This is a genomic window from Caballeronia sp. GAFFF1 (genome assembly GCF_023630705.1).
GTDB lineage: Bacteria > Pseudomonadota > Gammaproteobacteria > Burkholderiales > Burkholderiaceae > Caballeronia.
In genome coordinates, this window is record NZ_JALQEM010000033.1 from 16,198 (window position 1) to 29,114 (window position 12,917).

Sequence of the window (12,917 nt, forward strand, 5' to 3'; positions counted from 1 at the left end):
GATAGTACGAATTACTCGATGCAGATTCGTCCGTTGCTATGACTGCGCCTTCTCGACGCGGTGCAGCCATACGAGCGAAACAAGCACGATAACGACCGTGATCGCGGCGAACGTGATCGTCGCGGGTGCGATGCCAATGCGTTGCACTGCGACGCCTATCGCTATGACGGGCAGCGATATCGCCACATACAAAACGACGAAGAACGCCGCGGTCACTTCCGCCTTGCGCTCGGCCGGACTGCGATTCGATAGCTCGCCGAGTGAGGCTCGAAAGCTGATGCCCTGCCCGACTCCGCACAGCATCGTCCCGACGACGAATGCGGTGGACCAACGCTGCCATGCGCATAGCGCAAGCAAGGCGAGACCGACGACGAGCGCGACGGAACCAGTAGGTTGCCGCCATCTTTGCGGAATGCGTTTCTCGACAGCCTGACCGATCGCCGAGCAGAAAAAGATGAAAAACACTGCAAGACCAATCAGCAAGCCGCTGTGATATCCGAGCACGTTGCGCATGAGTTGCGGCGAAACGGCGGTAAAGAATCCGACAACGACGAAGCCCGCAAATCCAGACAACGCTGCCGGCACGAACGCAGCACGCACCTCACGCGGGAGCGCGATGCGTTGCATGCGCAGTTTCGGGTGATCCGCCGCGCGCACGGTTTCAGGCGCGGCGCGTAGCAATAGGAAGCCGAGCACCAGCAATGCGATATGCACGAGATACGAAAGACGCATGGGCCAGGACGCGAACTCGACAAGCACTCCGCTGAGAACAGGTCCTAAGCCGAGCCCGAGCATGTTCGATGACGTTGCAGCGAGCATCGCCTTCGAGCGCGAGCCGGTCGGACTTGATTCGATCACCGCGACCGTCGCCGTCGATGTGAAGATGCCGGCCGAGATGCCCGAGACAAGACGACCGAGCAAGAGCATGACGAGGCCGTCGGCAAAGACGAAGAACAACGCGGAGACGGCGGATGCAGCAAGGCCAGCCATGAGCATGCGCTTGCGCCCGAGCTGGTCGGACCAGCTGCCCATCGCCAGCAGCGCGCCGAGCACCCCGATCGCGTAGGCCGCGAAGATGACCGTGATGGTCGCTGGACTGAAGCCGTAGGTCCTCTGGTAGTCGTGATAGATCGCGGTGGGCAACGTCGTGCCCGCCATGTTGATCATGAATACCAGTGCCAGTGCGAGATAAGCCGGCATGCAGAGGTGGGTTTATTTGTCGAAGGATGCGGGTGCTTTAGCACACTCCGTGCACGGACCGAGCTTTTTGCGTGGCAGGCGGGTGAACGCTGTCTTTTGTGTACCGCCTTTGTAGACGCCCCGTGTTTTCGAAGGCTGCTTTCGCCCCGTTCCGGTGCGAAAGAACGCCTTGACAGACACTCTTACGATATATATCGTTAGATATGTTTTACGACATAACGGAGTGTGTCATGAGATCACGTTGCTTTCACGGCAAGCGCGACGATTTGCGCGGCTTCGGTTCCGGTTTTTCGTTCGATGCACTGGACCGCCTCGATCGCCTTGCGTGGCGCGGCTGGGTGATGATCGGGCGTCATCGGCATGGCGGCGGCGGGCGCTTTGGCGGCGGCTTCGGCGCGGGCGGTCCCGGCGGTGCGGGTGGTTTCGGCGGAGGCCCGGACGACATGGGCGGCATGCCGCGCGGCCGCAAATTTTCGTCCGAAGACCTGCAACTCTTGCTGCTCGCCATGCTGGCCGAGTCGCCGCGCCACGGTTACGAACTCATCAAGGCGCTGGCGGATCGCTCCAACGGTTTCTATGCGCCGAGCCCCGGCATGGTGTATCCCGCGCTGACGTATCTGGAAGAACTCGGCTATGCGACGGTCGAGATGGAGGGCAACCGCAAGCGCTACGCCCTGTCGGATGCGGGCCGTGAATACCTCGCGGCGAATCGCGAACGCGTCGACTTGATGCTCGCCAAGCTTTTGCATTTTGCACGCAAGATGGACCTCGTACGGCGGGCCTACGCGGGCGAGCAGGTCGACGACGATGCCGGCGACGGCGGCTGGGTGCCCGAACTCGTCGCAGCACGACGCGCGCTGAAGCGCGCGCTACTTCTGCGCACCGATGCGTCGCCGCAGGAGCAGCGCCGCATCGCCGCGATTCTCGAACGCGCGACGGCCGACATCGAACAAGACAACGCGCCGAAGCAGGCATAAAGGAACGACAGGATGAGCGATTCACTCGTCGAAGCACAACCAGGCCGCGCCGAACTGGAAGTCACGCGCGTGCGTCACCCGCTGAAATTCCGCTTGCTCCAGGTCAAGCGCGTTCGGCCAATCAATCCGCATTTTGTATGCATCACCCTGAGGGGCGACGCGCTTGCAGACTTCGAGAGCGCCTCTTTCGACGACCACGTGAAGGTCTTCTTCCCTCAGCCGGGCGAAAGCATGCCGGTGATGCCGGAGGCCGGCCCGGACGGTCCCGTGTTCGATCCCGCCAAACCGCGGCCCATTGCCCGCGACTTCACGCCTCGGCGCTTCGACCGGGCGGCGTGCGAATTGGATATTGAATTCGCGCTCCACGACGCCGGCCCGGCGACCGCCTGGGCAGCGAAGGCCGCGCCGGGGGATTACCTCGGCATCGGCGGGCCGCGTGGTTCGTTCGTCATTCCGACGCAGTTCGACTGGCATCTGCTCGTAGGCGACGAAACCGCGCTGCCCGCCATTGCCCGTCGCCTGGAGCAACTTCCGCCCGGCACGCGCGTGGCGGCGCTGCTCGAAGTCGCCGACCCCTCCGCGCGAGTCGAATTCGATACACGCGCCAATCTATATGTGCAGTGGTGCTACCGCAGCGAGTCCGCGTACCCGGGCGGCGATCTCTTGCTGGCATTGCGCGGAACCTTTCTGCCCGACGGCGACGGCTACGTGTGGGCCGCGGGCGAGGCCGCGCTCATGCGGGCGGTGCGCCAGCTCTTGTGTAATGAGCGAGGCATCGACAAGCGCCGCATTCGCGCGTCCGCCTATTGGAAGCGCGGCGAGCAAGGCGTGCATGGCACGATCGAGGACTGAACTCGCGTCCCGGCGTGCCGATAAACTAAACTGATGGCTACGACTCTTTCAGCATAGCCATGGATAACCGCGAACTGCTCAACCTCGCTTATCTGCGCGCGTTCAGGCTCGTGGCCCAGACGGGCAGCGCGACGCGCGCGGCAGCCGCCCTCTTTCGCGCGCAATCCGCTGTTACCCGATCCTTGCAGGAACTGGAAGCAACAGTCGGCGAGACGCTGCTCGAACGTCGCCCGTCAGGCATGTTGCCGACACCTGCGGGTCGCGCCGTTCTTCTCCGTTGCGAACGGATCTTCGCGGAGCTCGAAGCGCTCGGTCAATGGTGCTCGGCACGGCAGTCTCGGCGACGCTCGGCAAACGGTAACGCATTGCCTGCCTTCCTGCTCAATACGCGGCGGCTACAGTTATTCTCGGCATTGGCGCGTCATCGACACATGCCGAGCGCCGCGCAGACGCTCGGCATCAGTCAGCCCGCAGTCAGCAGCGCGATTCGCATCATGGAAACGGGCGCGGGTATGCAATTGTTTTATCGCAGCCCGCGCGGCCTGTTGCTCACGAGCGAAGGCGAGACGTTCGTGCTCCACGTGCGTCGCGCGCTCAACGAACTGCGCCACATCCCGGACGATATCGCGGCTTTGCGCGGCACCATTCAAGGCTATGTGACCGTCGGCGCGCTGCCGCTCGGCAGGACGCTGATTCTTCCGGGGGCGATCGCGCGCGTGGCCTCGCAATATCCGGGCGTCCGCATAGCCACCGATGAGAGCGCCTACGAACCGCTCGTGGCCGGCTTGCGAGCGGGCGACATCGACTTCGTTCTGGGCGCGCTCAGGCCGAACGATGCATCGAGCGGATTGACGAATGAGCGCCTGATGTCCGAGGACATGGTGGTCATCGCGCGGCGCGATCATCCGCTGGCTAAAGCCGAGGGTTTGACGCTGAAAGAGTTGAGCGCAGCGCAATGGGTCTTGCCGCGTAGTCACGCCCCCGCACGCGGCATGTTCGAAGCACAATTCAAGCGGCTCAGGCTCAAACCGCCGATGCCGACGGTCGAAACCGCCGACCTTGCCGTGATCCGTGGCTTGCTCACGCGCACCGATATGCTTGCGGTCGTATCGGCCCAGCAGTTGCACTACGAATGCGAGTCGAGGCAACTCGTCGTGCTCGACATCGCGATGCACAACACGCGGCGCGATATCGGGCTCACGTTACGCGCGGGCAGCACGCCTTCTCCGGCAGCCCGCGCGCTGATCGACGCAATTCGCCTGACCGTCGATCAACTCGCGCATTCGGCGGTCGTCGCGAAGCCGACTAAATATCCGGCATAACCCGGCAATGGTGCCGACCGTTCTATCAATCACTCGTCTGGTAATCTTGAATTCCCGGTGAGTGATTCTTCGCGTCACATCTCAAGCTATGAATGACTCCACAAGCGCTATCGAAGCTGTCCAATATGCTCAGGTGACTGGCGATCTGTATCCGCTATCCATCGAATATCAGTGGCTAAACCCCGAGTTCAAGGACGCGCCTATTGCGGTATTCCTGCACGAAGGACTGGGGTCCATTGCGTTATGGAAAGACTGGCCGCAGTCGCTATGCGATCGCCTCGGTTGCCGTGGACTCGTGTATTCGCGTCCGGGTTATGGACGATCGACGCCGCGTCGCGCAGATGAGCACTGGGCGGCTGATTTCCTGCATCATCAAGCACAGGTGTTGCTGCCTGCGCTGCTGGATGCAATCGGCGTGAACGAAAGCGAGCGCGCTCGCATGTGGATCATCGGGCATAGCGACGGCGGGTCGATCGCCTTGCTGTATGCAAGCGCTTATCCCGAGTCGTTGGCGGGTGTCGCCGTGCTTGCCCCGCATGTGTTCGTCGAGCCGATGACGGTTGAGGCAATCAGACAGGCACGAAGCGCCTATGAGAGCGGCGCCTTGCGCTCGCGTCTTATGCCCTACCATCAGAATGTGGATTCCGCCTTCTATGGATGGAACGACGCATGGCTCGATCCCGCGTTCCTTCACTGGGATATCACGACGACGCTCGAATCCATCCGCCGGCCGCTGCTCGCCATTCAAGGGTTCGACGATGAATACGCGTCCATGCAGCAGATCGACAAGATCAAGGCATCGGTTGCGCACGCCCAGCTCGTCAAGCTGCCGGGCTGCCGTCATTCGCCTCACCGCGACGCAGCCGAAGCAGTGAACGAAGCCATCGCAGCCTTCTTCGATGCGCACCGAACTGCGTGAGTCAATTTTTCCGCCAGAGGCATTAGGGTTTCGGTCGGCTACCGGGCAAGCATTTAGCTAAGTGTTCGAGACAAGGGGACCTCGTCTCGCGTTTATCGAAGGAGAAATGCCATGCTGCTTACCGATGAAGAACTCGCTCGTCTGGAAACCGTTGCGCCTTTCCTGCAGAGCGAAGCCCGAACGTCCCTCGAATTCGAGGCGGACTATGACATCACGATGGAACTCGCGGAACATCTCCAGCCGGGCTTGCGCGTGCGCGCTCCGGGCGCGACGGCGGCAACCGCTGCGGCGGCCGCGCTTGCGGCTCCGCCGTATCCGCTCGACTTGTTTGTCGGACTTCCGCTCAGCGAACTGCGCTCGCTCGCGCATGCCGACGACAGGCGCCGCGAAGACGCCATTGCGCTATTTGGCGCAACGTTTTCTCCACGCCTGTTGCGCGCCATTGCAAAGATGACGCCCAACGAAATCGACCTCGATGCCGGCGTGCAAAGCGAAGCCGGCACGCTTGCAGTGATGCTCGAAGAGAACGAAGGCGCGTAAGCGGCACGCGCTCCGTATTTACCCGTGAACTCACGCAAGGCGCTCATTCCACGCGCCTTGCGTTGTTATAATCTTATCAACGTAAGACCAGAAACTCACATTCGGCGAAGCGTGGAAAGCACTACAAAACGATGGCCAAGATCGACCGCCTCCGCACGCTCTCGAGCGCATTAGAAAAACAAAACGTGATGCGTCTGCGCGATGCCGCCGCGCTTCTCGGTGTCTCCGAAATGACGGTGCGCAGGGATGTTGCGGCCAACCCCGGGCAGTTCACTTACCTGGGCGGCTATATTGTGAGCGCGGCGGACTTGCCCAATGCAGCGGGCTATACCATCGACGAAGAGAAGGATCACTTCGCGCAAGCGAAAGCCATTGCGTCGGGTCATGCGGCGCGCCTGCTCACGAACAACGAGACTGTGTTCATCGACTGCGGCACGACGTTGACGACACTGGCGCGGCAAATTCCCGCTGAAATGCATCTGACCGTGGTGTGTTACTCGCTCAACGTCGCGGAGATTCTGCGCCGCAAGCCCAACATACGCATGATTCTGCTCGGCGGCGTATACGTGCCTTCGTCGGAATCATTCGCCAGCGACGAAAGCGTCGAAACGCTTCGGCGCATGGGAATCAACAAGGCATTCATGTCGGCCGGCGGTGTCGATGAAATACGCGGCGTGACGTGCTGGAACTTTCATGAAGTCGCCATCAAGCAAGCGGCCATGGCGAGCTCAGTCGAAAGGCATCTCGTCGTCGATGCAAGCAAATTCGGCAAGGTGAAAGCGGTGCGCTTCTCGCAGATCTCCGACTTCGACTCTGTCATCACCGAAGAAGGGCAACGGCGCACGGACCCGCGCGAATAGCGAAAGCGTAGTCCGACTGCGCCGCGCATTGCGTTACTGCCTGCGACCCAATGCGAAGAGCGTCCCCGCGAGCAGAATGAACGCGCCGATGATGACCTTCTGCCACGTGCTCGGCACGCCCACGAGAATCAGCACGCTATTGATGAGCGTGACGAGCACCACGCCGAGCAGCGTTCCTGTCACCGTTCCCGTGCCGCCGGTAATGCGCGCGCCGCCGAGAATCACCGCGGCGATGACATCGAGTTCCGTGCCGACGAGATCGAACGGATTGGCGAGCCGGTTCGTCGATACATGCAGAATGCCCGCCACGCCGGCGAGCAGACCCGTGTAGCCGAACACGAACAAGTGAATCGCGCGCAGGTTATAGCCCAGCCGTTCCGCAATGGCGAGACTGCCGCCCATTGCATAGACGCCGCGGCCCATCATCGTTCGATTGAGCAGCCACCATGTGACGATTGCCGCGATCACGAGCGCCAGCACCGACACCGGAAGGACCGCCCGCAAGCCGTCCGCCGTGTGGTAATAGAAAAGCGGTAGGCGGCCGAACACATCCATGCTGTGCGGAATGTTCATGAAGAACTGCGTGCCGACGAAGGTCAGCAACAAGCCGCGAAACAGATATTGTGTGCCGATGGTGACGATCAGCGAAGGCGCCTTCAGGCGATGCACGAGCATGCCATTGACGACGCCGAGCAGCACGCCGCCCAATGCGCCCGTCAACACGATCAGCGCGAACGGACATTCGGGCCACCATGCGAATACCGCCTTGGTAATCGAATACATCGTCAACGCAGCGATGGCGGTGAACGATACGTCGATCCCGCCCGACGCGAGCACGACGAGCGTTCCCAGTGCAAACAGCGACACCGTGGTCGCGGAGTGCAGCATGTCGAAGAGCGTCGCGAACTGGAAGAAGCGCGGGTTGAGGCTGCCCACGATCAGACACGTGACCAGGATCAGCCCGACGGTGAACCACTCCGGCTTGCGCATCAACTGCGCGTAGAGACTGCCCTTGCGCACGCGCGGCGCGACATTGCTCACGGCTTGCGGCACGGTCTCGCTTGCGGCGCCGCGGATGGATTCGCTCATGCTCATGCTGCCTCAGAAAGTAGCGCGTGATACAGATCGGCCTCGCTCAGACGATCGGCGCGGTATTCGCCGGCGACGCGGCCTTTCTTCATCATCAGAATGCGATCGCAGTTTTGCAGCAGTTCGGGCAGATCATCGCTGATCAGAATGATGCCGATGCCCTCTTTCGACAGCCGCTGCATGATGCGGTAAATGATGTCTTTCGACCCTACGTCCACGCCGACGGTCGGCCCATGCAAAATCAACACGCGTGGATTGATCGCGAGCCAGCGGCCGATCAGCACGCGCTGCTGGTTGCCGCCGGAAAGCGACTGCACTGGCTTGTCGACATCGGGCGTGGCGATTTGCAGGTCCTTGACGGTGCGCTCGGCCAACGCTTGCGCGCGCTTGCGATCGATCTGCCCGATGCGGTCGCGCAGGCTCGCGATCATCGCGGTCACGACGTTATCGCGGATCGGCTTGTCGAGGAAAAGCCCTTCGTTCAGGCGGTCTTCCGGCACATAGCCGATGCGTTGCGTTCTCGCATCCGCGGGCGATTGCAGGCGAACGCGCATGCCGTCGAGCGTCACGACGCCGCTGTTGGCAGGCGCCACGCCCGCGAGCGCGCGCGCCAGTTCATTGCGGCCCGAGTCCAGCAGTCCCGTCACGCCGAGTATCTCGCCTTCATGCAAGGCGAACGATACGTCCGCGAACTGACCCTTGCGGCCGAGTTCCTTTACATCGAGCACGACTTTCGATGCGCGCGCCTCGCCTTCTTCGCGGTAGCGGTCGGTCGAAAGATGCTTGCCCGTCATGAGCTCGCTGATCTGCGCCTTCGTGTAGTGCTCGATCGGTCCTTGCGCCATCTTCTGACCATCGCGCAGCACGATGACTTCGCCACCGATCGCGTAGCACTCGTCGAGCTTGTGACTCACGAACAGCACGGCCACGCCTTGCGCGCGCAGCCTCGCAAGCACCGCGATCAGGTTGTCGACCTCTTTCTGCGTGAGCGACGTCGTGGGCTCGTCCATGATGACGAACTTCGCTTCGCTCGCAATGGCGCGCGCAATGGCAACGAGTTGGCGCGTCGCCAGGGGCAATTGTTCGATCAGGGTCTTCTGAAACTCGGCATCGCCCGGCAAACCGACGGCTTCGAGCGCGCGAGCCGCAGTCGTCGCGAGCGCGCGCCGGTCGAACGTGCGCGCGAGCTTGCCCGCGTGTTCCGCGAGCTCGGAAGTCAGCGCGACGTTCTCGGCAACGCTCATGTTCGGCAGGAGCGACAAGTCCTGATACACCGTCTCGATGCCGGCCGACAATGCTTCGAGCGGCGAGAGCCGCGCATGACGCGCGCCTTCAATCACGAGCTCGCCTTCGTCGGGCGGCTGCGCGCCCGAGATGATCTTGATGAGCGTGCTCTTGCCACAGCCGTTTTCGCCGAGCAGGTGATAAATCTGCCCGCGCTGAAACGCGAGGCTCACGCCACGCAGCGCATAGACGCCGGTAAAGCGTTTATGAATATCGACGACTTCGAGGAGCGGTGTCTCTTGGGTCATGGCATATCGATTCGGGCGGCGCGCGCGTGTTGGACGCCGCGCGCCGCTAACATCACATCAGTCGCATCAAAACGGATATTGCTTGTAGTTCGTCTTGTCCACGTCCACCCAGCCGGTGCCGCGAACAATTACGCCCTTGCCCGGCCCTTTGCTCACCGTGACCTTGTTATAGCCGGTAATGCCGAGGTCCGCGCCGTTCTCCACCGTCTTGCCGTCGACGAGCATCTGCGCCACCTTGTTCATCGCGATACCGGCGAGCTTCGGGTCCCAGAATGCGATGCCGTTGATCGCGCCGCTTTCGAGGAACTTACCCGCTTCGGTAGGCAGCCCCGTGCCGTACACGCAGATCTTGCCGACCTTGCCGGCCTCTTCCACTGCGCGCCCGATGCCGATCACATCCAGCGACGACGAGCCCTGAAAACCGGTCAGGTCCGGATGCTTGCGCAGCACTTCCTTCGCGACCTGATACGCGCGCTCGCCGTCGTTATTCGTTTCGAGCTTGGGCTCGACGAGATCCATCTTCGGATACTTGGCCTTTGCGTTGCCGATGCCGCCGTCCGCCCATTGCACCTGCGAGCGGCTGCCGAGCGAGCCGACCAGCACCGCCCACTTGCCCTGCTGCCCCATGCACTTCGCGAGACGTTCGTTCAGGCCCGCGCCGTATGCCGTGTTGTCGAACGCTTCGATATCGACCATCGTGTTCTTCGCGTTGTCGGCTTCATGCGTGACCACCTTGATGCCGCGATCCATTGCCTTCTTGAGCGCGGGTTCGAGCGTCGGCGGATCGTACGGAACCACTGCAATCGCGGTGACTTTCTTCGCGATCAAGTCTTCGATGATCTTCAATTGCTGCGCGGCGTCGGCGCGGCCGGGTCCTGTCTGATACACATTGATGTTCGGGTTCGCCTTGCCGAACTCTTTCACGCCGTCGTCCATGCGATTGAACCAGTTGATGCCGGTCACCTTGACGACCGTGACGATCGTTTCGTTCGTCGCGGCCTGAGCGGCCATGACCGCGCCCGCAGCGAGCGCAATGGCGGTCAGCGCGGTGCCGAAAGTCTTGAGCTTCATCGTGTTGTCTCCTTTATGTTTCGAATGTCATTCGATGGTCTTTTGAAGCAATCACACAGCGAGTGGTCAACGTCCCGTCGATGCAGGCGGCGGTGGAATCTTGGATGTGGGTTTGGCTCCGCCGATGCCGAAGATCGCGCGCACGCGTTCGCCGCCCGCGAAGGCGAGCGAGGCGAGCAGCAGGAAACCCCACGCGCAATCGCCGAAAAACTGCGAGACGCCAAGCAGGTTGAAGAGGCTCGACAGGAACTGCAGGACCGTTGCTGCGAGAAACACGCAGACTATGCGTCCGTAGCCGCCCGCCGGATTCACGCCGCCCATCACCGCGATCAGGATCGCAATGAGCAGATAAGAGTTGCCGTAATCCCACTTCGCGCTCGACGTATGCGTCGCGCTGATGAGACCCGCCAGCGATGCCAGCACGCCGCACATGCCGTAAGTCAGAATCAGCATGCGCGCGCGTGGAATGCCTGCATAGAAGGCAGCTTTGGGATTGGTGCCCATGAGGTAAAGCCGCAGGCCGAACGGCGTGCGCTTGAGGACCCAGCCGAGCCCGAGCACCGCCGCAATGAAGATCCACAGCGAAATGGGCACCTGAAGGAACGTGCCGTTGCCGATGTTCGAGAGCGGATCCACATATTCGACCCGCACCGATGCGCCGTTGCTCAAGACGACGGCAATGCCCGTAAAAAGCAACTGCGTGCCGAGCGTGCAGAGAATCGGCGTCAGCCTGAGCTTGGCAATCACAACGCCGTTCAGCAGGCCGCCGACCACGCCCATGGCGACGACGATGCCTACGAAGACGGCCGTATAGAGCGCGGGCGAATCGTCGGCGGAGACCATGTGCGGCAGAGCCATCGCCGCGACCATGCCCGAGAGGTTCGCGAGCCCGACGCCCGAGAGGTCGATGCCGCCATTGCCCGAGACCATCGACAACATGATGCCGAGCGCAAGCAAGCCGAGCTCGGGCAATTGGCCGCCCATCGACTGAAGATTGTCGATGTCGAGAAACTGGCCGTGGGAGAGCCATGTCGCGACGATCACCACCAGCAGATTCACGCCGATCAGAAAGTTGAACTGCCGGTCAGCGAGCCACTTCGACGCCTTCATTGCGTCACGCTCCTTTCGCTCAACAATGCATTGATTTCGTCGAGGCGAGGCATCGAAGGCGCGGTGCCTGCCCGCGTGACCGAGATGCTCGCCAACGCGCATCCGAAGCGAACCGCGTCGAGCGCGCTGTCGCCGCGCGCGAGCGCCGCCGCGAAGCCGCCGGTAAAGCCGTCGCCCGCGCCGGCGGTTTCGACCACGCGCCCGCATTCGAACGCAGGAATCAGCACCGATTCGCTCGCGCTATGCAGAAGCGCGCCCGCCTCGCCCAACGTGATGATCGCCGCGCGCGCGCCTTTGCTCAACAGAACATCTGCCGCGCGACGCGCATCGTCGACAGACTTCACGGCGACTCCGGTCAATGCCGCCGCCTCGGTTTCATTCGGCGTGATGTAGTCGCAAAGCGGAAAGATATAGTCGTCGAGCGCGAGCGCGGGCGCGGGGTTGAAGACGGTCGTCACGCCATGCTTCCGGGCGAGTTCGAGCCCGCGTTTTGCCGCGGGGATCGGCTGCTCCAGTTGCGTGACGAAGACGGCTGCCCTGGCGATGTCGGCTTCGATGGCGTCCACGTCATCGGGGCCGAGCGTGCCGGCCGCGCCGGCCGCGACGATGATGGCGTTGCCGCCGGTGTTCTCGTCCACGTAGATATGCGCGGCGCCGGTCGCGATATCGTCTATCACGCTGGCTCGCGATGTAATGCCTTCGGCCGCCCACGTGGCCTGCGCGATCTTGCCGAACGCATCGTTGCCGATGCGCGTGCAGAAGATGACGTCCGCGCCCGCGCGAGCGGCGGCCACGGCCTGATTCGAACCCTTGCCGCCCGGTCCCATCGCAAACGCGGAACCCGCCACCGTTTCGCCAAGCAAGGGCATGCGCTGCGCACGGAAAGCGAGGTCCGTCACATAGATGCCGAGGATGACGACGCTGCCGCTCATGGTGCATCCCCTTGCGGCGCATCCGGCGCAAGCTGGACGCCTTTCTTGAAGATGAAACAGCCGTAGCCGCGCGTCTCGCCCGTGCGGATGACGCAATACGCGTTCTTCGCGCGTTCATAGAACGCGAAGCGTTCGATCGGCGCGAATGCCACTTCGCGGCCTTCCGCGTGATCGACTTCGCGTTGCGCTTCCCGCTGCACGGCGGGCAAGGCCGTTGCGTCGCCGACGACTTCCATGCGGCCAGCGGGATCGTCCACGAACGTGTCCAGCGGCATCACGGACAGCACCGCGCGCACGACACGCGGCGCATTCGCGCCGTCGATCCGCAAGAGCCTGCCCAGGACCGTCTGGCGCGCGACCGAATCGCCGGGAAAGTTGGCGTCGCAAATGACGACTTCATCGCCGTGTCCCATCGCGGCGAGCGCGTAGAGAATGTCGGCGTTCAGAAGCGGGTCAATGTTCTTCAGCAAGAGCGTCTCCTCCATGCATGGGCGCGTCCTGTTCGCGGATCTG

At 62.4% G+C, this 12,917-nt stretch carries 13 protein-coding genes; 6 read left to right on the plus strand and 7 right to left on the minus strand.

Translation table 11 applies throughout. From position 1 onward, the window contains the following. Positions 1–36: 36 nt before the first annotated feature. Entirely contained in the window at positions 37–1,200 is a 1,164-nt protein-coding gene (locus NCR37_RS19570) for an MFS transporter (protein ID WP_250474494.1), read from the minus strand. A 203-nt stretch (positions 1,201–1,403) separates the two neighbouring features. Here NCR37_RS19570 and NCR37_RS19575 point away from each other — a divergent pair, with 203 nt between their 5' ends. The 6 genes from NCR37_RS19575 (at position 1,404) to NCR37_RS19600 (ending at position 6,670) form a co-directional block, all read left to right on the plus strand. Further along, entirely contained in the window at positions 1,404–2,177 is a 774-nt protein-coding gene (locus NCR37_RS19575; RefSeq protein WP_502800560.1) for a PadR family transcriptional regulator, read from the plus strand. A 12-nt stretch (positions 2,178–2,189) separates the two neighbouring features. Then, entirely contained in the window at positions 2,190–3,029 is an 840-nt protein-coding gene (locus NCR37_RS19580; protein ID WP_250474495.1) for a siderophore-interacting protein, read from the plus strand. A 59-nt stretch (positions 3,030–3,088) separates the two neighbouring features. Continuing rightward, positions 3,089–4,351, plus strand: a complete 1,263-nt coding sequence (locus tag NCR37_RS19585; protein WP_250474496.1) for a LysR family transcriptional regulator — start codon at positions 3,089–3,091, stop codon at positions 4,349–4,351. Between the two features lie 88 nt (positions 4,352–4,439). After that, the gene (locus NCR37_RS19590; RefSeq protein WP_250474497.1) at positions 4,440–5,270 is read left to right on the plus strand and encodes an alpha/beta fold hydrolase; all 831 of its coding nucleotides are present in this window, start codon (positions 4,440–4,442) and stop codon (positions 5,268–5,270) included. Between the two features lie 111 nt (positions 5,271–5,381). Further along, a complete protein-coding gene (locus NCR37_RS19595) occupies positions 5,382–5,810 on the plus strand; it encodes a hypothetical protein (RefSeq protein ID WP_206470871.1) in 429 nt (142 codons plus the stop codon). Positions 5,811–5,941: 131 nt separating this feature from the next. Continuing rightward, positions 5,942–6,670 (plus strand): DeoR/GlpR family DNA-binding transcription regulator, encoded by a 729-nt coding sequence (locus NCR37_RS19600; protein WP_250474498.1) that lies wholly within the window; start codon positions 5,942–5,944, stop codon positions 6,668–6,670. Between the two features lie 33 nt (positions 6,671–6,703). On the opposite strand, the gene NCR37_RS19605 is transcribed toward NCR37_RS19600, so the two are convergent. The 6 genes from NCR37_RS19605 to NCR37_RS19630 form a co-directional block, all read right to left on the minus strand. Continuing rightward, complete coding sequence (locus NCR37_RS19605; protein WP_502800561.1) at positions 6,704–7,765, minus strand: ABC transporter permease; 1,062 nt, start codon at positions 7,763–7,765, stop codon at positions 6,704–6,706. Beyond that, entirely contained in the window at positions 7,762–9,291 is a 1,530-nt protein-coding gene (locus NCR37_RS19610; protein WP_250474500.1) for a sugar ABC transporter ATP-binding protein, read from the minus strand. The genes NCR37_RS19605 and NCR37_RS19610 overlap by 4 nt, the downstream gene beginning before the upstream one ends. Positions 9,292–9,357: 66 nt before the next feature. Then, a complete protein-coding gene (locus NCR37_RS19615; protein ID WP_175945355.1) occupies positions 9,358–10,362 on the minus strand; it encodes an autoinducer 2 ABC transporter substrate-binding protein in 1,005 nt (334 codons plus the stop codon). Positions 10,363–10,428: 66 nt separating this feature from the next. After that, positions 10,429–11,472 carry an ABC transporter permease gene (locus tag NCR37_RS19620; protein ID WP_250474501.1) on the minus strand — a complete coding sequence of 348 codons (1,044 nt, stop codon included), beginning with the start codon at positions 11,470–11,472 and terminating at the stop codon, positions 10,429–10,431. Then, complete coding sequence (gene rbsK / locus NCR37_RS19625) at positions 11,469–12,404, minus strand: ribokinase (RefSeq protein WP_250474502.1); 936 nt, start codon at positions 12,402–12,404, stop codon at positions 11,469–11,471. The genes NCR37_RS19620 and rbsK overlap by 4 nt, the downstream gene beginning before the upstream one ends. Then, positions 12,401–12,874, minus strand: coding sequence for an RbsD/FucU family protein (locus tag NCR37_RS19630; protein ID WP_250474503.1), 474 nt, complete (start codon positions 12,872–12,874; stop codon positions 12,401–12,403). The genes rbsK and NCR37_RS19630 overlap by 4 nt, the downstream gene beginning before the upstream one ends. Between the last annotated feature and the right edge of the window lie 43 nt (positions 12,875–12,917).

Excerpts from the sequence above, each read along its gene's own strand:
- NCR37_RS19595 (WP_206470871.1), top strand. The coding sequence starts at position 5,382 with ATGCTGCTTACCGATGAAGAACTCGCTCGTCTGGAAACCGTTGCGCCT.
- rbsK (WP_250474502.1), bottom strand. The coding sequence starts at position 12,404 with ATGAGCGGCAGCGTCGTCATCCTCGGCATCTATGTGACGGACCTCGCT.
- NCR37_RS19615 (WP_175945355.1), bottom strand. The coding sequence starts at position 10,362 with ATGAAGCTCAAGACTTTCGGCACCGCGCTGACCGCCATTGCGCTCGCT.
- NCR37_RS19580 (WP_250474495.1), top strand. The coding sequence starts at position 2,190 with ATGAGCGATTCACTCGTCGAAGCACAACCAGGCCGCGCCGAACTGGAA.
- NCR37_RS19575 (WP_502800560.1), top strand. The coding sequence starts at position 1,404 with ATGTTTTACGACATAACGGAGTGTGTCATGAGATCACGTTGCTTTCAC.
- NCR37_RS19605 (WP_502800561.1), bottom strand. The coding sequence starts at position 7,765 with ATGAGCATGAGCGAATCCATCCGCGGCGCCGCAAGCGAGACCGTGCCG.
- NCR37_RS19590 (WP_250474497.1), top strand. The coding sequence starts at position 4,440 with ATGAATGACTCCACAAGCGCTATCGAAGCTGTCCAATATGCTCAGGTG.
- NCR37_RS19585 (WP_250474496.1), top strand. The coding sequence starts at position 3,089 with ATGGATAACCGCGAACTGCTCAACCTCGCTTATCTGCGCGCGTTCAGG.
- NCR37_RS19610 (WP_250474500.1), bottom strand. The coding sequence starts at position 9,291 with ATGACCCAAGAGACACCGCTCCTCGAAGTCGTCGATATTCATAAACGC.
- NCR37_RS19620 (WP_250474501.1), bottom strand. The coding sequence starts at position 11,472 with ATGAAGGCGTCGAAGTGGCTCGCTGACCGGCAGTTCAACTTTCTGATC.
- NCR37_RS19570 (WP_250474494.1), bottom strand. The coding sequence starts at position 1,200 with ATGCCGGCTTATCTCGCACTGGCACTGGTATTCATGATCAACATGGCG.
- NCR37_RS19600 (WP_250474498.1), top strand. The coding sequence starts at position 5,942 with ATGGCCAAGATCGACCGCCTCCGCACGCTCTCGAGCGCATTAGAAAAA.